We start from the raw sequence: 23,854 nt of genomic DNA on the forward strand, positions 1-23,854 counted from the left end.
TTTTATATTCTCCTTCTATCATTTTTAAATTCAATATTCCAAATAATCCAATAATTTTTATCCCAGTATCCTTTTCTCAAGATCAATTAAATTCCCCCACTCTATACTTGACTTAATAATGTTTTTAAAAGTAGTTGGTCTGGCTGTTGTTCTTTAGTAAAATAAATTTTTTGAAGTCTTTTACCTAGTCTGAAAAAATCCTCCCTTTCAGGTATAGAATTCCACACAAAAATATCTTCTTTATCTTTAGCAATATTTAAGTATAGGCGATCAGTGATTATCAATTCGGCTTCTTCATCTTTTGTGCAATAATCAACATGCGAAAAAACGCGTTTGACCTTATCAAATAAATAAGGAACATCATTTATCACAGAGTATATTTTTACCTTTATTGTGCTTCTTTTAAGTACGTCGATTGATTGTTTTAGTAATCGATGATATCTACCAATTAAAAGCTCCCTACGTTCAAAAATCTTATAAAATGCTTCATTCTCTAAGAGATAATCATAAAATTGATTCATAATTTCAATTTGTATAGTGGCATGACTATCAAATCTCTTTTTATAAAGATCCTCTTTAAATAGAAATGCAGGACCAGAAAAATTCAACGTATAATAATGAAGGTTAAGTAAGTTTACAAACAATACGCCATATTCCTCTATATCTAAAGTAATAGAAAAAAACTCCCTGAATTTCTCCATCCAATACAAAGTAGCTTGCACAAATAATTCTTGATTATGGTATTGAGCAAAATTCATCATTAAACTTATTGTACTTTCATTTTTCTCATAACGATGTTGAGATTCTAGAAATGAAAATGAAAACTTTATCTCTTTTTCTATTGCTTCATCATTAAGGGCTGTGAATTTTTTAAATAAAGAACTAAATGTTTGTGAAAACTTTTCATATTGATAATGATGTTCTGTGTATCTTGTATATGCTGCGTCTTCTTCTATGACAAAACCCATTTTAGCTCGTATTAAGCAAATCGCCAGCAAATATAAAACAGATATTGGAAGTTCTCGATTATACCCCTTAATTACTTCTAATATTTCTTCTCTAGATATTCCTGTGAAAGGCCAAATTTCTCCCCAACATGAATTCCAATAGAATAAATAATAGAAATAGCGAAATTGTTTTTCAGATCCTTCAAGTGTAATAAAATCCTGAGATGTATATTTTAATTGAAATTCTTTTAATAAAGGTTTAATCTTATTAATTTGGCGATATATAGAAGCTTGACTTGTAAAATTCTCTATAATAAACATATTAAAATCGACTAATTTATTGTAGAAAATATCATTAAAGATTTTATATGCTAAAGAATTTTGTAAGTAATATCTTTCTATTGCTTTAATTGAAAAATAATCTTTACAATCTAATTTAAATTGCTTATGTTTAATTTCTTTTAAAAAAGTAGCTTCATCAAATTTTTGTAAATCACCTGAGAGTTCTGTTACTATTTTTAAGATGGTTCTTTCAGATAAATCCATTTTTTTAGCCAACTCCTGACTAGAAAAGAAACGTTTTTCATTATGGATATGATCTAATAATTGCACCTTTTGTAAAGTGAAACGATCTAAAAAATTGTACATACTCTCACCTCTATTTCTTACTAATTTGTCTATCAATACGCCGAAAATACGCATATATAGAACTGGTAACTACATTATGGTTTATTGCACTTTTTTTAAAACCTATCGAGCAAAGAATCCCTATTAAATTCATTCGAAATAATCAAAAATACCTATGTTAGGTACCTCTTTATCTCTAATTAACAAATACCATAACATCTATTCACATGTCTTCAAAATCAACATTTGTTTCAAATGAAGCATAATTTGATAATTAGATATAAGAAAAAAGAAGTATTTGTAATATAAGAAATTTCGTTATGGCAATTAACGATTTTGGTGTCAAAGGCTTTATGTAGATACAAATCAGTTAAAAGAAAATGAGCTAGCTGCTTAAAAGGGAGTATTCCCCAATAAAACAAAATTATCCGAATATAAATAATATTCGGATTTCTTTCATTATAGTAATGTACGTTTTTTATTATAATTTACATATAAATTAGATATAGCTAAATTATAAGGAATCCACCTGTTTTTAACTGCTTTATCTATTGCTTGAATACGAGTCTTCACTGATAATTTATTATAAATTTTATTAATATTTATATTAATCGATTTTTCCGAGATATTGAGTGTTTGACTAATCTCTTGTATATTTTTACCTTCTGCAAGCATGAGCAAAATGACATATTCACGCTTTGTAAAAAGATGAGATATGATTTCCTTCGAATCAAAAAGTTTTAAATAACTTTTTATAAAAATGGTCATTGTCGAACTATTAAAGTAGTATTCACCTTCGGAAATTAAATCTATTGCCTTTCTTAATTCTTTTGATTTTATATTATATAAAACATAACCTGAGACGCCAGCTAACAAAGCCTCATGAATCTCGTCCTCTAAAATAATTGAAGTAAGAATAACAACATATGTATTAGGATATTCGGATCGAATCCGTTTTACATGTTTTAGGTTATTTTTACTTAGATCATTAATGACAATAATATCTGGCTTGTAATGTTTCATTAAATCATAAAGATTTTTTGATAAGTCAATGTCTGAATAAATATTGTAATCACTTTCCAGTATTTTCACTAAACCCATTTTCAAATAAAGATTGTTTTCTAAAATGATCATATTCTTCTTAAGCAAATTGAAAAAGTCCCCCTTTTCATTTAAATCATAAAAATATTCATTAAATTTTATAATCTATGTAATTTTTTTATAATTTATAAACCTTTTCTCAGTTTCGCACTGTTAAAAAAGGCTTTAATTTAGTTAAATCTTAGCAGTTATATAAAATAAATCAAAATCTACTTTTGATAGTTTTTTAACTTGCTTTGATAATTAGTAGCATCATTGTTAGATTAATTATTTATGCAATGCCTCATTTTAACTTCCATGAAGAGAGTGAAATTTTGAGCTAGAGCTATAACGGGGTTCATGTGTGTTAATAATAAAAAGAAGTCTATTTAGATTAGATGACAACAAACATGGGGAGTATTGTTAGGAGGGGGTTTAAGATAAAATGAACAAAGTTTTACAACCAATACATGTATATTGTTTGTTATTCTTATCAGTTAGTTTTTTAGCACATTTCGTTTTAATTCCCACAATTTTCACAGTGGTCGAACGTGAAGCATGGATAAGTGCATTAGCTAGTGTAATCCCAATATTCTTTTTTGCCTTGTTTATTTCTAGAATTACAACAAATAATACTTCATTTCTTGAATTAACATCTGTCCAGACTAGCAGACCACTCTATTTATTCATCATTACTTCATATATAGTTTATTTTATTTCATCCACTTTCGTCTCACTCAAGTTTACAATTATTTGGGCAGATGAAAGTTTTAACTCTGATTATCCATATTTTATAACAGTTATTTTATTTATATTATTATGCTTTTATGGTTCCTTAAAAGGGATCAAAACCATAGCTATCCAGTCCATAATTATTTGTTCACTCTACATTTTTTTGTTTGTACTCCTCAACTTAGGGAACTCAATGAACAATGAATATGAACTATTGTTACCAGTATATACAAGTAATACTCCGTCCATTTTATGGGGAATATTATACATATGTATTGGTATTTTAGAAATGGGTTTTATTTTAATTGTTTTAAATGGTTATGTAAAAGAGAGAATGAAAAGAAAAGGAATACTCGTTTTTTCTATTGTATTTGTCATTTTGGTTTTTATTTCCATTGCGACTGCTATATCTGAATTCGGCATTTATATAACCCAGAAAATGCTCTTTCCTCTAAACGAGCAATGGAGGGTTTTATCATTTGGTAAGTACTTTACAAGATTGGATTCTTTATCTGTTCTCCAAATATTATCAGTGGCTTTTATTCGCATATGCTTATTTATGTATATTGTATCTTCCTTTTTTAAAAACCGAAAATTAATATTATTCATTTGTTATCTATGTTTAACAATAGGATTATTAATTCCTTGGTCTGTTTCTGATTTTTTGTCATTTATAAAAAGCACTTATCTCCTTTCTATTTTTGTATTTTTATTCTTATTTATGACTGTTTTCTACGTATTAGAAAAAAAGCAAAAGGGAGTTCATAATCTTGACTGAAAATAGGGATTTTTTTTATAAAGAATTAAGTCACCAATCAGATATAACGGTAAGTAGTAAATTCTATATGTTTAATAACGAAAAACATGAAGTTATATTTATCTATTGCCATAGTTTAATTGATAGTGTACTTTTTTTGAATTCATTATTACCAAATATTAGATTTTTGGCTGAACAAGGCCATTTACACGATGTCGAAATTATAAATCGCTATTTAGAAGTACAGGAGAGAAAAGAGTTCAGAACGAAGACAGATGAAATAAATAGCAAAATTTTCTCAGGTTTTTTATATTTTTTTCATGTTCCATCAAACAGCTTATATTCAACCAATTTAGCTAAACTACCTGAACGATCCATTGAAGAATCAAATATGGAAGTCTCATTAAGAGGACCCAGAGACGGGTTTATTGAAAATATAGATACCAATTTTTCTTTAATAAGAATGAGATTAAAAAGTAAAAATTTATCAAGTGACCAGTTTACAATTGGTGATATAAGTAAAACAAAAGTTTTATTGCTCTACATTGAGAACAATATTGATCAGACCACTTTAAAGAATGTACAAAACAAACTAAATAAAATAAAAGTAGATAATATTGCAAGTAGTTATCATATTGAAGAATTACTTTATGATAAGTTGACCCTCTTCCCTCTCCTTGATTATTCAGGAAGACCCGATTTTGTAGTAAGTTCTCTCAATAAGGGCCGTTTTGTCATATTGGTAGATGGAAGTCCAAGCTGTTTAATTGGACCCGCAAATTTACTACTTATTTTGAAAGCCCCGGAAGATGATCAAACTAATTTTTTATTTGTGAGTTTTTCACGAATTTTAAGGATTACCTCTTTATTAACAAGTATATTTTTACCTGGGTTTTGGATTGCATTAACTGTCCATCAACTTAACCAGTTACCCTTTCCCTTACTAGTTTCAATATCTGCATCTAAAATTGGACTACCCGTCTCTTCTTCGTTCGAAATTCTTATTATGCTCGTTTTTTTTGACCTCTTTCGAGAAGCGGGCATACGTTTACCTAAAGCTGTAGGTCAAACTGTTGCAGTTTTAGGAGGCTTAATAGTTGGTGATGCTGCCATAAGAGCAGGATTTACATCACCATCAACATTAGTAATTGGAGCACTTACTGTTATATCTAGCTATACATTAATTAATCAAAATATACTAGGAAATGTATTTTTAATAAGAGTTGCTACATTAGTAATTGCCTCCTTTTTTGGAATGTATGGCTTTGTTTTAAGCGTCTTATTTTTCTTAACATATATCTCATCATTAGAAAGTTTCGGGCATCCTTACCTTTCTACATTTTACAAAGTAAGTATACCCAATCTTATTAAAGGTTTTTTAAAAATGCCATTTAGAATTAAAATAAAAGACTGACTGCTTTTTCAGCAGAAGGGAGATTATAATTGGCCCATTACTATACTTGCATATTCAAAATAACATTCATTTTTCCTTTATTATTTATGCTAGGCGGTTGTTTAGGCACGAAGGAAATACAAAGTGAAGTTTATATTACCGCTCTTGGTATAGATTATTCTAATGATGTGTATCATTTATATTTTCAAGCTTTCGGATTTACGAATGTTGCGGGCTCAGATCCTGGCATTTCATCTGAGCCTGCTCCAATTGTTGTTGGACATGGAGAAGGTGAAACAATACAGGGAGCAATCGATGATATAGAAAAGAATTCGGTTAACCCTTTGTATTATGGACATATACAAACTTTCTTTATTTCCAAAAATATATTGGATGGACATTTAGATGAATTTTTTGATTTTTTTAGTAGGGATTACTATTTACGTTACAATACTTTAGCCTATGGATTTGAAGATGATGATATTAAAGAGATAATGAATGTACATGGTCTCTTTTATAAACCACCTATCTTAACATTTCCTTATGATCCAAATGAACAATTATTCTTTAATTCGTTCATCTCCACCAGTACTGTACAAGACATGATTAAAAGATATTATGAACCAGTTGGATCAATAATGGTTCCTTCCATACAGATTAGTGAAGATTATTGGATGGAGGATAATACATCTAAAGATATATTAAAAATAAGTGGTGCCTATTTTCTTTCACATCAAAAATTCAATGGCTGGATAAAGGAAGAAGAACTATCAGGGTTAGATTGGTTTAATAAGGATTTTAAAAACATGAAATTATCAATAAAGGATAAGTCTGTTTCGATGTTTATTGATAATATAGATTATCATATAGAAATTGTGGATAATTCGATTCCTAAATATATACTTAATTTAGAAATAAAAGCTTCTATCAGAGAAAATCCAAAAAATATTGGAAAAGAAACAATTGAAAATGATATTAAAAATATTATTTTATCACAGTTTCAAAGTACATTTAATAAAGGGCTGGAAATAAACACTGATGTCTTCAATTTCTCAGAAAAAGCTTATCGTTTCAAGCCCCAATCATGGACTGTAGATGAATTAAACTCCATTACTGAAAATTCAATTAAAAAATTTAATATAAATGTTTTCATAAAGGATGAAGGAGCTAAAAAATAAAAAGATCACCTTCACCCTGTTGAGGACATGATATTATCCCCTTTCATTAGAACGTAAAAAAACTACAATACGTTGAAACTTAAAGGGGATTTTTGTATGTCAAAAAAATCGTATCTATTCGTATGAATTTAAAGGAAGTATGTAGGTGGTGAAAATAAAATATCTGTTTATTCCCCTCACTTTCCCGATGTTATCGAAGCGAATATTCAACTTAGTCACCCGCTATGAACAAAATGTTCAAAATGAACTTTTTACTCCTATTAATTTTATGTCACATAACTTTCTTTATATTGACCCTCCGCATTGAACATTCTATTATAATCCCTGTTAATGATTATCATTTTCATTTATATTACCAGAGAGGAATGATTAGACTAATGCAAGGATTTACTAAGTTAGGGAAATTGAGTGGTATAACGCTATTGCTCCTATTAACAGTCATGATGGTTTTAACTGGATGCAATGCTACTCAAAAAAATACAGAAACAGAGAAAAAGGAACAAACTTCTACGGAAGCAAAAGAATCTAATAGTAGAACAATTAAACACGAGATGGGAGAAACTATTATTACTAACACTCCTCAAAAGATAGTTACTCTAGAGCTATCTTTTGTTGATTCTTTAAATACTTTAGGAATCAAGCCTATAGGAATTGCGGATGATAATAAAAAGGATATGATTGCCAAGCTTGTTGGTCGTGACATAGATTATACATCTGTAGGGACTCGTGAACAGCCTAACTTAGAGGTTATTAGCTCTTTACAGCCAGATTTAATCATTGCAGATGCTGAGCGACACAGTGCTATTTACAAAGACTTGCAGCAAATAGCTCCTACAATTGTCTTAAAAAGTCGTGAATCGACATACCAGGATAATTTGGACTCTTTTAAAACAATTGCAGAAACATTAGATCAAAAGGAAGCTGCTGAAAAGAGATTAAATGAACATAAACAAATTATAAACGAAATTAATTCAAAGCTAAGCCATGATTCGAATCTAACTGTTTTACCTGCGGTTGTACGAGATACATCATTTCAAGCACATACTACTTCTTCTTATGATGGAGAATTGCTTGAACAATTAGGTCTGAAGGTGGCCATTCAGAACGAACAACCTTATGTTGAAATGAGTCTGGAACAACTTGTAGAAATCAATCCAGATGTACTACTTTTAGCTAATAATGAAGGCAAACTGCTTACTGATGAATGGAAGGAAAATCCACTTTGGAAAGACTTAAAAGCAGTAAAAAATGAACAGATTTATAGTGTTGATAGAGATTTATGGACAAGATTCCGAGGCATTATTTCAGCAGAAGCAATTGCTAAAGACACATTAACAAAGCTGAATGAAAAATAAAATAAATAAAAGAGGAGTAAGTAAGCTATTCTACTTACTTCTCTTTCTAGTAAGTCTTATCTTTTGTAAGAAAGTGTGTTGTAGTTAATGGAATCTATAGTTAAAGGTAAAGTAAAAATATATAGTACAGCAATAACTGCAATCGTTTTATTAATTTTAGGAATTATCATTAGTGTCTCTGTAGGGGTAGCAGATGTCGATCTATTAATGGTTTTGAAGTCCTTCTTCGAAACCAATCCATCAAAAGATCAATTAATTATTCAGACCCTTCGATTGCCCCGAGCTATCATCGGAGCATTAGTTGGTGCTAATTTAGCCGTAGCAGGTGCTCTTATGCAGGCGATTACTCGAAATTCATTAGCTTCCCCACAAGTATTTGGTGTGAATGCAGGTGCTTCATTGTTTATTGTCACTGCTTTCGCCCTCTTTCCTTCTCTCTCTTCCCCATCGCTTGTTTTCTCTGCTTTTATCGGGGCAGCAATAGGAGGAATAACAGTCTATTCCTTTGCTTCCGGAGGGGGAATGACTCATGTAAAACTGGCGTTAGCCGGAATGGCCGTACATTTTCTTTTGTCCTCTTTAACTCAAGGAATCATTATTTTTAGTGAGCAGGCAAAGGATGTTCTGTATTGGCTAGTGGGGTCAATTAATGGAAAATCATGGACACATATTATGATCATTCTTCCATGGTCTATTTCTGGGCTATTCATTGCCTTATTACTTTCTCGATCTATTTCTATACTTGTCCTAGGAGAAAGCACTGCCCAAGGTCTCGGACAACAAGTAAATCGCATCCGTATTCTAGCTGGCATACTGGTCATTATTTTGGCTGGCTCTTCTGTAGCTGTCGCAGGTCCAATAGGCTTTGTAGGATTAATTGTTCCTCATATTGTTAGGAGAGTGCTAGGAGGAGATTATCAAAGAATCATTCCATTCTCTGCACTTTTTGGGGCTATACTTTTAGTTTACGCAGATATTCTCGCTCGATTTATCGCTTACCCTTTTGAATCGCCAGTTGGAATAGTTACAGCAATCATTGGGGCACCATTCTTCCTTTATTTAGCAAGGAAAGGAAGGCATATTAAACAATGAATAATAGACAACAGTTTAGGCAAAAACAATATTTTCATCCTAAGCTTATTCTCCCTGTGCTTTTAATCATCATCTTCATTTTATCAATAGTAAGTCTAGGTTTAGGAGCTATTTACATTACACCATCAGAAATCATTCACAATTTAATTGGGGAAGGAACACAAAGTCAAAGATTTATACTAAACAATTATCGTATTCCCCGTATTATAATCGCTATCATCGTAGGAGCTGGACTAGCAACAGCTGGAGCAATTTTGCAAGGAATTCTCCGTAATCCATTAGCCTCTCCAGATGTAATCGGCGTTACGAAAGGGGCTGGTTTAGCAGCCGTTATCATCATTGTTCTATTCCCAACGTCACCTATTATTTTTCTTCCCCTTTCAGCTTTTATTGGAGCAGCTATCATTGCTGCCATTCTAATGCTGTTTGTTTATAAAAAAGGTGCTCAGCCAAATACGTTGGCTTTAGTGGGAATAGCTTTAGGAGCAATATGTCAAGCAGGGATAGAATATTTAATGATTAAGTTTCCAGATGATGTAAGCATGACTCTTTTATGGTTGACTGGAAGTCTTTGGGCAAGAGGATGGGACCAAGTGTATCTTTTGCTGCCATGCCTCATTCTTATCCCAATACTATTTGGATTAACTGCTAAATTAGATATTTTGAGCCTTGGTGATGATATAGCTACAGGTCTTGGAGAACGCTCAAAATTTTTGCGATATATTTTACTAAGCGTTTCCGTTATTTTAATTGGCGTATGTGTTGCCACAGTAGGTTCTATCGGATTTATTGGTTTAATCGCTCCTCATATTGCCAGAAGAATTGTAGGATCTAAATTTAACGTTTTACTTCCTGCTTCTGCGCTCTTCGGTGCTATCCTTCTCTTAGTCGCTGATAGCCTAGGTAGAGGTCTATTTCCTCCAATAGAAATACCTGCTGGTATCATTACAGCAGTGATTGGTGCACCATATTTTTTATATTTATTACGTGCTGAACGAAAAAAAGCATAAGAAAGGTGAACATTTATGACAACATTATCAGCCGAGCATCTTTCACTGTCCTATGGATCAACTCAAATCCTTGATGATATAAATTTAGTCATTCCTGAAGGTAAGATTAGTGTTATTATTGGGTCGAATGGTTGCGGCAAATCAACTATTTTGCGCTCCTTAGCTAGATTATTAACACCTCAAGAAGGAATAGTCTATTTAGATGGAAAAGCCATTCATCAGCAATCTTCTAAAGAAATTGCAAAGAAATTGGCTATTTTACCTCAAGGTCCAGAAGCTCCGGAAGATATAACTGTTAAAGATCTTTGTTATTATGGTAGACATCCACATAAAGGTTTATTGTCTAGACAAACGCTGGAAGATGATGCGATTGTAAACCGTGCGTTAATGGCCACCAAAATGACCGATTTTGTAGATCGTACATTGGATGAGCTATCTGGAGGGCAAAGGCAAAGGGCTTGGATTTCAATGGCTTTAGCACAAGACACAGATCTTTTATTATTAGATGAACCAACAACCTATTTAGATTTGGCTCATCAAATTGAAATACTAGAATTGTTACGCAATTTAAACGTAACTCATGGTCGAACAATTGTTATGGTTTTACATGATTTAAATCAGGCAGCACAATATGCTGACCACCTTATTAGCATTGTTAAAGGAAAAATTTTTCAAGAGGGGCCGCCTGAAAAAGTATTTACCAAAAGCATGATTAGAGAAGCATTTGGACTTGATTGCTGTATTATTGAAAATCCTGTTGATCAAACACCACTGTGTATTCCTATCGGCTTATCATTAAGCTAGTACTAAGTACAAGGGACCGCTACTTTTAAGATGTAGCGGCCCCTTTATTTACGAATCCATATGAATACCCATTAATTGTTCATACATCCTACTTTGATTTTCTAGAAAAATAATCGTTTCTCTTCTATTTTTATAAAAATCATTCCACATATACATTTGAAGCGTTTTCTTCCATTTCTCAGTCTTCACCATTTTTTCGATTGTTGCATCCCAAAATTCAATTTCAGCATTTGACATGTTCGGAGGCCCCATCACTCCACGCCAATGTTCAAAAACTAAATCAATTCCTTGCTCAGCCCATGTCGGAACCTCTGGTAACTCCTTTAATCTTTTTTCAGAAGAAATCACTAGTAATTTTATTTGATTTGATTCAGCATATTTTTTCGCCTCTGATAAAGACATCGTGGCAACATCGATTTGTTTTTTTAATAATGCCTCCACCACTTGTTCACTATTTTCATAAACATAAAAGTCGAGCTGTTCCGTTTTCAGCCCAACCTGTTGACTAGCTAATACAAAGGAAAGTTGATCATCATTTCCAAGCCTTGGGGAAACACCGATTTTATAAGCATGCGGATCTTTCTTGAGATCGTCCATTAACTGTTTAGCACTGGATATTTTCGAACCTTTTGAAACAATGGTAACTTCCCATTCAGTCGCTAAGGTGGCAATTGGTGTAAAGTCTTTATACGTTAATTTACTTTGACCCAATAAATAATTAGTGATAAGTAGACTTGAATTAATGGCTATTACTGAATCTGTTTGATCCTTTGTATATTTCCAGCCTAATTCCCCGCCAACACCGACTTTATTAATAACAGAAATATTCTGATTCATCAAATTTTCACTTATCAATATATCTTGCATAGCCCTAGCTGTTACATCCCATCCCCCACCAATTGAGCTAGGTGCAATAATCGTTACCTCTTTTGTGATTGGTTCCTCGATTTTAAATTCATTTGTAGAGCAAGTAAAGAGAATTATCATGAACAGTAGGAATAACATGAGTTGTTTCTTCTTCATTCGTTAGACCTTTATCATAAATTTACAGTGTTTTGTCATATTAGGTAATACTTCCTTTCAGGTCTTCCGACAATTCCATAATCATGTTTAGCTGTACAGACGTTGATTGAAACCAAATACTCTAGGTATCTTCTTGCCGTTGTTCTAGATGCCCCCATCTTTTCCCCCATTTCCTCAATTGAAACGCCACCTTTAAGCTCAAACATTATTTCTTTGACTTTTTGCAAGGTTAAACGATCCACCCCTGAAGGAAGGTCCTTTTGATTCATCACAGTTTGGACAGAAGTGCCAAAGAAACTATCAATAATTGACTGATCGATTTCATCCCTACTATTAAAGAGCTCTTTTTTCCTTTTATATTCCTCGATGATTTCAATAAACTTTTCCATTGTTACCGGCTTTAAAAGATAGTGGAAAACGCCAAAACGCATAGCCTTTTCTAGCATAGCTTTTTCAGTTGCTGCCGTAACCATAATAATATCTACATTTGGATAGTCTCCCCTTATTTTCTGAAGTAAATCAGTTCCAAGCTCATCGGGCATATAAATATCTAATAGAAGTAAATCAACTTCTTCTTGCTCAAGCAGGTTCAATGTTTCTTTAGCATTTAACGCCTTCCCAACCAAGCTTACATCAGATACTCTCTTCAAAAATCCCTCTTGTATTTGTGCAATTCGAAAGTCATCCTCTGCAATCACAACTTTTATCACTTTACTTCTCTCCTCATATGAAAGCCCTTTTTGGCAGGTATACTGTAAAAATGGCTCCTCCACTCTTATCATTATGCACTTCAATTGTGCCCCTTAATGACTCCACAATTCGTTTAACATTGAATAAGCCATACCCCCTATTCTCCCCTTTAGAAGAATAGCCCAAAGTGAATATGGTATCTATTTGTTCCTCAGACAGCCCTTTTCCGTTGTCTGTTACTTCTATTATGATGTCATTACCAAAGCCAGTAATTGAAAACAATACCTTCTTACTTTGTTGATTAGCGACCGCATCAAAGGCATTATCAATGAGATTTCCGATAATTGTAATAATATCTGTTACCTCAATATTGCTTGGCAAAGGATCGACATGACTATCAGGATCAATTTCTAATGTTATTTTCTTTTCAGAAGCTTTCCCTAGTTTCCCTAACAAAATTGCTTGCACATTAGCATCATGAATTTGATTAAATAATATTTGATTTCTATGTTGATAGGTGATTGACTCCTTTTGAATAAAATCAAAAGCATCCTTATATCGTTCTAATTGGAGCAAACCAGATATTAAATATAATTTATTGGTGTATTCGTGGGTTTGCGCTCGTAAGCCTTCTGAATAAGCCCTAACCTCTGATATAGTATTGATTAAATTCTTTAATTCAGTCTTATCACGGAAACTAGATACAGCCCCCATAATTTGATTGTTTTTTATAATAGGAATAACGTTAAAGATAAAAACGATATCATTCAAGAGAATCTCAACATTGTGCATCATTTTTCCTGTTTGCAAAACCTCTTCAATTTTTGAATTCTTTAGAACGTCATTGATATGCTGACCAATTAATCTTTCTTCATTAAGATTCATCATTTTCTTAGCCGAATGATTGATTAATGTTAACAATCCATTTTGATCAATCGCAAGAATTCCTTCTTTAATAGACAAAAGAATTGCACTTCTTTCTAGGTATAGCGATGAAATCTCGTGTGGTTCTAAACCTAAGGTATCCTTTCTAATACTTTTTGTTAGAAAAATACCACCTATGATACCGAGCATTAGTATCACAATAGAGGCAATGACAATGGTCTTAATTCTACTAATAATATTTCGATAAATGTCTGTTTCCAAAAACTCTACCGAAACGACTCCAATTATGCGCTGGAAATCACCATAGTCGGCCATTATTGGCACTTTCCCAATAATAACGGAGCCACTGCTTCGCTCAACTTCAAAAATATTTGAGCCTCCAAATAGCAGTGCTAGATCATTGGTATCATCTAAACCACTTTCCTCAATATCATTTTCTACATGAGAATAAATGATCTTATCACGATTTTCAATGATAATATTTGCTGCGTTTACCTGATCTATCACTTGCTCAGCGATAGGACGAAATTGAGTTTCTAAGTCCTCTTGTTCAATTGCATCTCTTAATTCAGGCATAAGTGAAATCGATTTTGCCGCTTGTAATGCTAATTGTTCTACTTGATTTCTAGTATCTACTGCTTGTAAATAAGCAAAGACACTTGCAAGCAGCGTAATAATGAGAAGTATAAGGGAACTAATTAACCCTAGTATTTTCGTTTTTAATGTAATCCTTTTATTTTTAAACATCGTATTTAACCCTTCTAAATTAGAGAGACAGAATTATATTGAATGAAGAAAATAGTAGATAACTCTCATAATGAAATTTAGCTTATGAATATCCCATCTTATTGTACTTTACAACCACTATTTTATACATCTTTTCAAGCACCCCTTAGGATATGGTGAATGCTCACATTTAAACAAAGATGATACAGTTAGTTCGCTCATTTCTGTCATCCATTCTTTCGAAATCGCTTACTGTATAAGCATTAAATAATCCCCACCGTTCATAATTAAATGGGGATTGAATTCTCTTTAGATTTCTACCAGTAGAAGAAGTTATTCATATAGTAATATGATTTACCCTGCTCATAAAATTAATGTTGTATTCCTTAGTTTCCCTCGTACGAAAGATAAAACAAACAGCATCTTCAACTACCATGCACTGTTCCTTGAAGTGCATTTCTTTACATTCAAAACATCTTCGTTTGCTATCTCCTTAATAGTCACATCATTTTACTTATGTTGGTGTTAAAGGATGTATTTTTTAGTCTGTTCTGCATTTTGAATTTTTTCAATTTTATTATTAAATCTACAGTGGATAAGATGATAAAGTAGATTTAGCAACAACCATATACCGCCAATTATAAACAAATTCGTTTGAAACGGTATATAATCACCCGTTTTTATCGAGAGGCTTTTTTGTATGAACTGACAAACTATAACACTTAATGAAACCATAATGATAAATGCCACATTTAAAAGAGGTTTATAAATACTGATTAACATTTTGTTAATGGACTTTGCAGAATACCCTAACATATTTAAAATAAGAATATTTCTTGTGCAATCTTGAAAATTTAGCAGTATGACAAGATAAAGAAGCAAACAGCCAATCATACATCCTAATAGTTGATTTATCACTGCACTTATTTTATTTGAAACATTATTTTTTTGTAAATAAGCTAAACGTTCCTTTTCTGTTATTATTGATTTATTCTCATACTGTTTAGGAACAGTGTTTGAAAGTATTCCGTTATAGCTTGACTCTTTTATGGATAACATACTTGCTAATTGCGGTTCTGAAAGATAAATAGTCTTATTCTCTGCATTTCCCACAATAGCAGCAACTTTTAGTTTATAGATTTTATGTTTAATATTTACTTCAATATAATCATTTTGTCGTATTCCATAGAGTTCAGATAAAGCTTCATTTATATACACCTCTTTTTCTTTAGGTAAGAAAAGCTCCTTGTGATCTAATGTATAAAATTGAAACAAATTTGGTTTTTTATGAAATCCTATTGCTTGTTGATTAATTTCATTTCCTTTCCATGAAATCTTCACATTACTTCTTAAATAGAAAGTACTATCTTCTTCTAGTGGATGATACGGCTGATAATTTTCAAACTGAATATCATATTTATAGGACCTACCAAGTGTCTGGGTTTCATAAATATATTGACTGCTGAAATGAAGTGACATGCTCATAATCCATAAAACTGTAAAACAGCCTACTGACAGGAATAGTAAAGACACTGCAAATGGCTTACGTAAAGCTATGCGAAATGAGCGCCGATATTTGATTGGAACTGCATTGGATAGTTTATTGCTAATGAAAACAATCCATTTATTTTGGTTTTCTTCAGGGAAATTACGTAATAATGAGGAAATATCAAATTTTAAAAACTTATAGTACGGCACTATTGCCATGATTCCCGATAATACAACAATAAATAGGAAACCTATTGCTAAATTTGAAGGGAAAATTCCCTTTTGAAGTGATTCAATATCAAAAGATGAACGATATAATTGTAATAATACATCTGAGCAAATCCATCCCAATATGAAGCCTACTATAAAGGCAATAAAAGAAAGACTACTATTAATGAAAAACATAACTGCGATTATTTGTTTATTTGAACATCCGAAAGCCTTATAGCAACCAATTTCTTTCAGATGATTACGGTAATATTTTAAAAAAAACATATAAAATGCAAAGGCTGCAATTACAGAAAAAATGATTAAAAAAGTAGCTGCTAAAATTTGATTAGAATGCAATGCAATCAATAGCTCTTTTTGCGAGCTATTAATTAATATCCCATTTGCTTTATTGTAAGCCAAATGTTTTAGATTCCCATCTATAGATACTTGAACAAAAAAGTACATAAATGAGCCTAAACAGCTCAGAAAAAATAACACAGACATAGTCGCTTTTTCACATAGTAAACTCTTGAAAATTTGTTTAAACACCCTACTCATTATAGAATCTCCGTGGAGAAGTATTTAAATAATCGTCCTCAATAAGACCGTCCTTCATGACAATAATACGGTCTGCCACTGTGGAAATTTTGAGGTTATGTGTAGAAAAAATAATGAGTGTACCATAGGTTTTATTTAATTCCTTTAAATAGTCCACAACTTGTTTGCTGTTATGCTCATCCAATGCTCCTGTTGCTTCATCACAAAACAAAATTTCAGGATTTTTAATCATTGCACGTGCGATAGAAACTCGTTGTTGCTGACCACCAGATAATTCATTGGGAAATCGATCTGCTAATGTTTCGATCCCTAGCCTTGCTATAAGTTCACGGAATTCTAAATCTTGAGCATTCCCTGTTTTCCCTAATTCAATATTCTCCCGTACCGTTAATTCCGACAATAGTAAATAGTCTTGGAAAATATTACTGAAATTATAGCGTCTGAATTGAATCATCTCTTTTTGTTCCGCATGAGAAATATCTAAATCTTTATAATAAACATTTCCTCTTGTTGGCTTCATTAGTCCTGACATGATATTGATGAGTGTTGATTTCCCACAACCACTTTGTCCGAGTATCACATTAAACGTATGGGCAAAAAATGAAAGGTTAATTTCTTGTAAAACTGTATCAAAATCATTAAATTTTTTGCTTATATTTTGTAATTTTAAAACAGCTTCCATTTACCAATCTCCTTTTTAGTTAGTAAAAAAGCCAATATTATCAGTTGTTCCTAAACCTTTATTGATCAATTCTTCATAGGCTGTTATTTTATATGGAATGGTTTCTGGATCCCAATGAAATAAATCTTTATCTAAATAAAAATTTGATAGTGTCAATAACATTTCAGCTATTTCTAAGGGATAATTTGTGTAAAAAATTTTTTCCTCCACTCCCTGTTCAATGATTTCTGCAAAATACGGAGCAAGATATTTAGTTAGACCTATCATCAGTTTTTGATGGAATACAGCATTTTCAGGTTGATTCATCATTCGATCTTGCTCTTTATTTTGATGAAAAAGAGAAATACTATTTTGAACTGCCATTTTAAGTCTTACATCTGCGGATAATGTCTTATTATCCATCGTCTTTATTTCCACTACCGCATTTTCAACAAACAATTTAACAGCTTCATCTACACATTCTTCTTTTGACTGAAAATAATGATAAAAGGCTCCTCTTGATATGCCCAATTCCTTTATGATTATCGGAAGTGTCATTTTTTCATAACCATATTGCAGAAGAACCTCCCAAATTCGAATTAAAATGTCGTTTTTTTTATGTTCATAGTTTTTATTTGTCCTTGCCATCATAAACCTCCTATAAATAAACCGACCAACGGTTTATTTATATATTTCCATATTTTTCTTATGAAGTCAAGGAAATTGGCATAAAAAATGTAGAAATATCAAGGAGACGAAATGAAGAACTTTAAACTTTACCTTTCCTCCATATTCTTTTGTTGAAGTAATTATTTTGTAATCAACACTTCGATGCTTATCGAAATCTTTATATTTTACAATGAGTTATGACAGCGAAAATATTTAGTAGGAGGAACTTAAAATGACAATAATAAAGCAAATACCAAATACAAAAATGATAAATCCTAAAATTTTATATTATGGATTTCCTGTAATTTTACTGAGTACATTAAATGAGGATGGAACAGTGAATATTAGCCCTTTGTCATCTTCTTGGGCATTAGGAGACTGTATTGTCTTAGGTATTGGCCTTGGTGGAAAAGCAATAGAAAATTTAGAACGACATCCTGAATGTGTCATTAATATTCCTGACCCCTCTCTATGGGAAAATGTGGAGCAGTTAGCTCCTTACACAGGAAAAAAAACAGTTCCAGATTTTAAGAAACAAATTGGTTTTACATATAGAAAAGAGAAATTTGATATTTGTGGATTCACACCTATTAATTCTACAACGGTCATTCCTACTCGGATTATGGAGTGTCCCATTCAAATCGAGGCAAAGGTAAAACATATTCGTATCCCAGATTATTCTCCTACTTTTGCAATTGTTGAGACACAAACGATACATGTACATGCTCATGAGGAAATTATTATTGAAGAAAATCATATTGATCCAAATAAATGGAGCCCACTTATTTATAATTTTCGGCATTATTTTGGTCTGGGAAGCAAGCTAGGTAACAACTTCCGTTCAGAGATCTAAACATAATCAAGTTGTACTAGATACAGTATAAAAGTAAACCCATACTCTATTAAGTAAGTAGTTGGTTAGCGCTATTTATGTCATTACAGAGCTGTTCCCCATGATTTTTGCCATGAGCCTCCTGATGATGGTTTCAGCGTTATCGTTACACCTTTCAGAACCTTTTTGAACACTTCTAATACTGCATAAAAAAGGCCAGGTACTCATATGAGCGCCTGGTTATTCGTTTCAAGAACTTTATTTAATTGGCTTCAAAATAGATACTGGCTGTTCATACGCACAAAATAATTAACTACAACAAATATATTACACTTGGTCGGAGGCACTTAGTTGGCTCATCCTTATTTCCCCAATCGAGATAGGTGCTTACTGACCATCAATATAAGATAAAATAAAGGATCTTTCTCAGTACCTTCACTGTACTTCCTTCATAAATTCTCTGAAGCCTTCAACGATTTCTTTTGCTTTGGTACGATATAAATAATGATCCCCTTCAAATGTCATCACTTTCCCATTTATAGAATCTTCTATTTGTTTTTTATGCTCTGGTATCCATCTGTCAGTTACTGGATGATTTTCTTGTATAAAGAAAATCACAGGGAGATTTTTTGGGAAGGATCTATTTTCAGCTGCTTTAAAATTTTCATACATCATTTCAGCTTCATTTAACTGGCTTGGGTTGTACATGTTTTTGTGTTTAAGAATTCTCAATTGTTCTTTTGTTTTATCATCATATGGTAGTACGGCGTATGGGTCATCCCCTAGCTTTACTTGCAATCTCGCTAAACCCGATTTTTTAAGTAGTTTTATAGTTCTTATTATAGAAGAATCAATCTTTTTCTCGCTTATCGTTGGAACACTGCTATCAAGCCCGACAAATGCACTCACCTCTTCTGGATATTTGTTCACATAATCCAATCCGTAAAGGCCTGAAATGGAGTGACCCATCAAAATATAACGTTCAATATGAAGACGCTGTAAAGCTTCATGTATTTCACTAACAATATTCTCTGTGCTACGTTCTTTTTCAGTTAGATCACTTAACCCATAACCAAAAGGCTCGATGACAACCACTTTGTAAAATGGAGATAATTCATCTACTAGAAATTTAAAATCAAGTGCTGGTGCCGCTGTTCCATAACCAGGTAAAAGCACAACGGTTTCTTCGCCTTCTCCTTGAATGAAGACATTCATCGTTTTCCCGTCCACTGCTACAGACTGCCCATAAGTTTCTATTTTTCCTTGCTCTATTTTAGAGCAGACAATATTCACTAGGAAAACAATCGCTAAAAAAAGTATGATGGCTACAGCAAAAACTGCTATTAATTTACTTAAAATGAGGATCATTTTTTTCATTATGTTTGCACGATAGTATAGAACGGTAAGCGATCACCGTTTTCTCCATTGCTCTCGTGCCACACCTCCCTTTCGTTATCTCTAAGTGGATTCCGGCTACTTTCATAAACCGTTAAGGATAGCTTATACAACGAAGGTGTACTGCTTATGACAACAATATGAACGGAGTATGAACAAAAAAATTTACAGCGTTGCATAAAAGGTGTAATTGAATCTACTAAGGAGGACGTTAAATTCGTATCAGAAAACCGAATTGTTATCACATTGCTTGATTGTCATGAAAAAAGGATCTTCAAATCGAAGACCCTTTCGCTACTTCTTTGCTGGATTTTTTGTACTTAGTTTTGACGCTACTTAACAATCCATCTTTATCTAGCAATGTTGGTAAGCTTATACCGACAACGATCGTGACGATACCTGCTATTTGCAAAATGGTAACCGTTTCGCTTAATAGGATAACAGATACCATCACGGCGATTGGCAATTCAACAGCACTCAATATAGAGGACATACCTAATCCAACTTTAGGAACTGCAATAGTGAATAAGAAAACGGGGATAATCATGCCAAATAACCCTAATGCCAATCCATAAATCCAAAGCCCCTCATTAAACAAAGTACCATTCCAAATAATTTCTGGAGACTGAAAAGCCGCCGTAATCATAAAAGCAAAAAAAGAAACCAATACTAAACGGTTAGAGGTTGTCATACTTGCAGTTGCCTTACCGTTCACATATAAAAATAAAGAGTAACAAAGAGCAGCTGCTAATCCCCATAACCATCCCTGCAAAGGTATTTGGGATAAATCAACATCAATTATTCCAGCAGCTGGTATGGTTCCAGCTACCAATATAATTAAAGAGATTAATTCAATTCTGCTTGGAAATTGCCGTTTTGTAATACAAGAGATCAACATACCGATCCATGTAAATTGAAACAGTAGTACTACTGCCAAGGAAGCTGGCAAAAAGTTCAAAGAATGACCATATAAAATATTTGTTAACCCAGTTAAGATACCTGCAAATAAAAGGATTTTAACACCTTTAAAGCTAAATTTTGACCTGTTTGTAACTAAGCAGATACATACTGCTATACAGAAGCCAACAAAAAATTGACTTGTCACTGCCTCGGATACCGAAAAGCCACTACGCATTGCCAGTTTTATGATAGTTGAAACGATTCCAAAACTACTAGCTGCAATAATGACTAATAGGGGATAAAGATACATTTTGCTAATTCACTTCCCTCTTAAAACTTGTATATAAATTAAATTTCGATTATGATTTTGAGATTTTGAAAAAAAATCATAATCTCCAATATAAATCACTGATTGTTATTTTACAATCTTTTTTTCGGCAATAATGGTTTACAAACCGAGTTTTTCAGTGAAAAAAGAAAAATTTTGGAAATATTAAAAAAGCCAAACCCAGATGTATCAAGGGTTTGGCTTCTATCCATGATATTTCATTAATACAGAAGGTTAAATTGGTGATGTTTTATTCTGTATTTGCTTAAGTATGTTACTTTACCATCTTTTTCAGTAGTAATCCTAGGCAAAAAAATCACCTTACCTATAAGAGTAAAGTGATTTTAATCAACATTTTCTTCTATCAGTCACATAGAAAAAGTCTATTTCTCTTTAGTAAAAATTGGCAATACATTTAGCGTGACTCTTTTGGCGGTTGGCATACATCACATTTTCGTTGATGTTTATTTTTAAATTTCGTAAATGTTTTTTCAAAGTTACTTCCACATGCACATTTAAATAATAACTTTTGAGAAAAACCATGATATTCAGTCGTTAGCAACTTACTTTCCGAATTATTCTCAACAAACTTTTGAATTTCACTAATCGTCCAACGCTTATTCATTCTCTTACACCTCCATATTTTTCATTTTGCGGAGGCTTTTCTTGGCATCCGTTATAAAAAGGTCTTAATCATCTTAAGCTCTTCATTATAACATGAGCTGGCTAACAATAAAACAGACTTCCATTTACACTTAGCAATAGTTCCTCAAAAAAAAGAGATCATTATTTGTAAAATTTTTGAATCTGCTCTTTAATATTTACGTTACATAATCCTCCATGGTAACAAACTACAGATTCAATGTCTAAGTCTAAATATTTCTTCAAAGATTGACGAGCGACCTTTATATCCAAAGTAGTTGGAACATGAATTCCTCCCAGTGTACCGTTTACACTATACATCGAATCTCCAGCAACAAGTGTTTTATTTTGCTTTAAATATAAGCTGATATGGCCAGGCGTGTGCCCTGGAGTATGGATCACTCGAATTCCGCCACAATACGGTAGTTCTTGACCGTCTTTCAAGGCCACATCCACTTTCCCCTTGGGTGGATTCGCTATGTGCGCGTCTTTCAAAAGTGGTAAATCCCCCTGGATATAAGGCTTATCTAGTTCGTGCGCATAGACTTTTATATTACTTCCACAATTTCGCACTATTTCCGGGAGGCTGCCTATATGATCTATATCCTGATGTGTCAAAATCACAACCTTTAGGTTATCGAACGACACGCCTACCTTATCCATTGCTACGCGCAAATCTTCCATTTGACCTGGGAACCCAGTGTCTATTAAAACAGCCATTTCCTGATCCCATAAAAGTGTTGGATGAATGATGTTCCCATTAAATTCAAGATCCAGAATCTCTACTCCCTTAGAAATTTTCATAGCTTCATTCTCCTTTTAAATTTGATTTAATCAATGTAGAATAATAGAATTTCTTACCTCTCTTATTCAAGCTATATTAATTTTTCACATCCTGAAGCATAGTCCTATTGCGCCAAAGCAACTCCCTCAATGTTTCGAAATTGACTAGAACCGTTCCAGCAATAATCGTCAGAGTACCTATGCCTGTTAGCCAAGAAATATATTCATGATAGAGGGTCACACCTAATGTAACGGCAATGACTGGTGAGATATACAGCCATGTAGAAGGAAAAACAGGATTCGTTCGGGAAACAAGCCAATAATAAATGCTATGGCCGATCATTGAACCAAAAATAATTAAATAAAGAAGAGAGCCAATTGAAGCTGGGCTTAAAAGATAATGAAGCTGAATGTTCTCAGTAAAAAGTGACAAAACGATTAATAAAATCCCACCATGCATCATTTGCGCTGCATTTAAAGCAATTGGAGATGTCGTTTCAAATTTTCGGATGACATGTTTCGTATAAATGGTTCCAGATGCATAAAAAACTTCCCCTAGTATTATGGCAAAACAACCAACCATCCAGAAGGGACTAATCTCAATTGAAAGGCTAGGTAAGATCAAGAACGTAACACCAATGACTCCGACAACACAACCAATAAATGATTTTCGATTTCCTTTTTGCTTCAATAGGAATGTCTGTATAATAATGATCATCATTGGACCTGTAGCAGATAAGACAGCTGCAATCCCTGATGTCACATACTGTTCTGCCCAATATAATGTGGCAAACGTCCCAAAGGTTAAGCCCACTCCTGTAAAAAACATCTCTTTACGAAATAACACCCGTATTGTCGTTCTTTCTCTCCAAACCATAAAACTAAATAGCAGTAAACCGGCAATAAAAAAACGGAGGCCAGCTGATAAAAACGGAGGCATTCCTGCATCAACACCAATTTTAATCGCTAAAAAAGTCGTTCCAAAAATCAAACACATGAAAAAATAATTAATAAGTACCATATAAACCTCCTCCTCTTTTTCTATCATAAAAGAAAGACAATAGAACAGATTAAAAGGGATAGAACAGA

Annotated in this window: 21 protein-coding genes; 8 read left to right on the top strand and 13 right to left on the bottom strand. The window is 32.7% G+C overall.

What is annotated here, in order from left to right:
• Positions 1 to 101: 101 nt before the first annotated feature.
• Together MHI34_RS00380 and MHI34_RS00385 are read right to left on the bottom strand one after the other, a co-directional pair.
• Positions 102 to 1,595, bottom strand: a complete 1,494-nt coding sequence (locus tag MHI34_RS00380) for a helix-turn-helix domain-containing protein (protein ID WP_058843336.1) — start codon at positions 1,593 to 1,595, stop codon at positions 102 to 104.
• A gap of 438 nt (positions 1,596 to 2,033) precedes the next feature.
• Positions 2,034 to 2,723: a response regulator transcription factor gene (locus MHI34_RS00385; protein WP_157492958.1), complete on the bottom strand. Its 690-nt coding sequence runs from the start codon at positions 2,721 to 2,723 to the stop codon at positions 2,034 to 2,036.
• A gap of 376 nt (positions 2,724 to 3,099) precedes the next feature.
• Here MHI34_RS00385 and MHI34_RS00390 point away from each other — a divergent pair, with 376 nt between their 5' ends.
• The 7 genes from MHI34_RS00390 to MHI34_RS00420 all read left to right on the top strand — a co-directional run bounded on the left by MHI34_RS00390 (position 3,100) and on the right by MHI34_RS00420 (position 10,975).
• On the top strand, positions 3,100 to 4,164 hold the full coding sequence (locus tag MHI34_RS00390; protein WP_058843334.1) for a GerAB/ArcD/ProY family transporter: 1,065 nt from the start codon (positions 3,100 to 3,102) through the stop codon (positions 4,162 to 4,164).
• Positions 4,157 to 5,557: a spore germination protein gene (locus tag MHI34_RS00395; RefSeq protein ID WP_089932134.1), complete on the top strand. Its 1,401-nt coding sequence runs from the start codon at positions 4,157 to 4,159 to the stop codon at positions 5,555 to 5,557. The genes MHI34_RS00390 and MHI34_RS00395 overlap by 8 nt, the downstream gene beginning before the upstream one ends.
• A gap of 29 nt (positions 5,558 to 5,586) precedes the next feature.
• Positions 5,587 to 6,714 (top strand): Ger(x)C family spore germination protein, encoded by a 1,128-nt coding sequence (locus MHI34_RS00400; protein ID WP_089932132.1) that lies wholly within the window; start codon positions 5,587 to 5,589, stop codon positions 6,712 to 6,714.
• 377 nt (positions 6,715 to 7,091) lie between these two features.
• Positions 7,092 to 8,069 (top strand): Fe(3+) dicitrate ABC transporter substrate-binding protein, encoded by a 978-nt coding sequence (locus MHI34_RS00405; RefSeq protein ID WP_058843331.1) that lies wholly within the window; start codon positions 7,092 to 7,094, stop codon positions 8,067 to 8,069.
• An 87-nt stretch (positions 8,070 to 8,156) separates the two neighbouring features.
• Positions 8,157 to 9,161: an iron ABC transporter permease gene (locus MHI34_RS00410; protein ID WP_058843330.1), complete on the top strand. Its 1,005-nt coding sequence runs from the start codon at positions 8,157 to 8,159 to the stop codon at positions 9,159 to 9,161.
• Complete coding sequence (locus tag MHI34_RS00415) at positions 9,158 to 10,171, top strand: iron ABC transporter permease (protein ID WP_058843329.1); 1,014 nt, start codon at positions 9,158 to 9,160, stop codon at positions 10,169 to 10,171. Before MHI34_RS00410 ends, MHI34_RS00415 begins: the two co-directional genes overlap by 4 nt.
• Positions 10,172 to 10,186: 15 nt before the next feature.
• A complete protein-coding gene (locus MHI34_RS00420) occupies positions 10,187 to 10,975 on the top strand; it encodes an ABC transporter ATP-binding protein (protein WP_036124909.1) in 789 nt (262 codons plus the stop codon).
• A gap of 48 nt (positions 10,976 to 11,023) precedes the next feature.
• Here the strand turns inward: MHI34_RS00420 and MHI34_RS00425 are convergent, their stop codons facing one another.
• The 6 genes from MHI34_RS00425 to MHI34_RS00450 form a co-directional block, all read right to left on the bottom strand.
• Positions 11,024 to 11,998 (bottom strand): tripartite tricarboxylate transporter substrate-binding protein, encoded by a 975-nt coding sequence (locus MHI34_RS00425; RefSeq protein WP_036124911.1) that lies wholly within the window; start codon positions 11,996 to 11,998, stop codon positions 11,024 to 11,026.
• A gap of 35 nt (positions 11,999 to 12,033) precedes the next feature.
• Positions 12,034 to 12,708 (bottom strand): response regulator, encoded by a 675-nt coding sequence (locus MHI34_RS00430; protein ID WP_058843327.1) that lies wholly within the window; start codon positions 12,706 to 12,708, stop codon positions 12,034 to 12,036.
• A gap of 13 nt (positions 12,709 to 12,721) precedes the next feature.
• Positions 12,722 to 14,320, bottom strand: coding sequence for a sensor histidine kinase (locus MHI34_RS00435; protein ID WP_036124914.1), 1,599 nt, complete (start codon positions 14,318 to 14,320; stop codon positions 12,722 to 12,724).
• Between the two features lie 504 nt (positions 14,321 to 14,824).
• Positions 14,825 to 16,555: an ABC transporter permease gene (locus tag MHI34_RS00440; RefSeq protein ID WP_342504024.1), complete on the bottom strand. Its 1,731-nt coding sequence runs from the start codon at positions 16,553 to 16,555 to the stop codon at positions 14,825 to 14,827.
• Positions 16,548 to 17,237, bottom strand: a complete 690-nt coding sequence (locus MHI34_RS00445; protein ID WP_058843325.1) for an ABC transporter ATP-binding protein — start codon at positions 17,235 to 17,237, stop codon at positions 16,548 to 16,550. The genes MHI34_RS00440 and MHI34_RS00445 overlap by 8 nt, the downstream gene beginning before the upstream one ends.
• Positions 17,238 to 17,252: 15 nt before the next feature.
• Positions 17,253 to 17,867 (bottom strand): TetR/AcrR family transcriptional regulator, encoded by a 615-nt coding sequence (locus MHI34_RS00450; protein WP_257982862.1) that lies wholly within the window; start codon positions 17,865 to 17,867, stop codon positions 17,253 to 17,255.
• Positions 17,868 to 18,117: 250 nt separating this feature from the next.
• On the opposite strand from MHI34_RS00450, the gene MHI34_RS00455 reads away from it, so the two are divergent.
• Positions 18,118 to 18,738, top strand: a complete 621-nt coding sequence (locus tag MHI34_RS00455) for a flavin reductase family protein (RefSeq protein ID WP_089932129.1) — start codon at positions 18,118 to 18,120, stop codon at positions 18,736 to 18,738.
• A gap of 414 nt (positions 18,739 to 19,152) precedes the next feature.
• On the opposite strand, the gene MHI34_RS00460 is transcribed toward MHI34_RS00455, so the two are convergent.
• The 5 genes from MHI34_RS00460 to MHI34_RS00480 all read right to left on the bottom strand — a co-directional run bounded on the left by MHI34_RS00460 (position 19,153) and on the right by MHI34_RS00480 (position 23,786).
• Entirely contained in the window at positions 19,153 to 20,094 is a 942-nt protein-coding gene (locus MHI34_RS00460) for an alpha/beta hydrolase (RefSeq protein WP_330493504.1), read from the bottom strand.
• 292 nt (positions 20,095 to 20,386) lie between these two features.
• Entirely contained in the window at positions 20,387 to 21,322 is a 936-nt protein-coding gene (locus tag MHI34_RS00465; RefSeq protein WP_271912657.1) for a DMT family transporter, read from the bottom strand.
• 433 nt (positions 21,323 to 21,755) lie between these two features.
• Positions 21,756 to 21,965: a hypothetical protein gene (locus MHI34_RS00470; protein ID WP_058843320.1), complete on the bottom strand. Its 210-nt coding sequence runs from the start codon at positions 21,963 to 21,965 to the stop codon at positions 21,756 to 21,758.
• Between the two features lie 161 nt (positions 21,966 to 22,126).
• Positions 22,127 to 22,786, bottom strand: coding sequence for an MBL fold metallo-hydrolase (locus MHI34_RS00475; RefSeq protein WP_271912655.1), 660 nt, complete (start codon positions 22,784 to 22,786; stop codon positions 22,127 to 22,129).
• A gap of 76 nt (positions 22,787 to 22,862) precedes the next feature.
• The gene (locus tag MHI34_RS00480) at positions 22,863 to 23,786 is read right to left on the bottom strand and encodes an EamA family transporter (protein WP_089932122.1); all 924 of its coding nucleotides are present in this window, start codon (positions 23,784 to 23,786) and stop codon (positions 22,863 to 22,865) included.
• Positions 23,787 to 23,854 lie beyond the last annotated feature (68 nt).

It is taken from the genome of Lysinibacillus sp. FSL L8-0126, from assembly GCF_038630385.1.
Taxonomy (GTDB): Bacteria; Bacillota; Bacilli; order Bacillales_A; family Planococcaceae; genus Lysinibacillus; species Lysinibacillus fusiformis_D.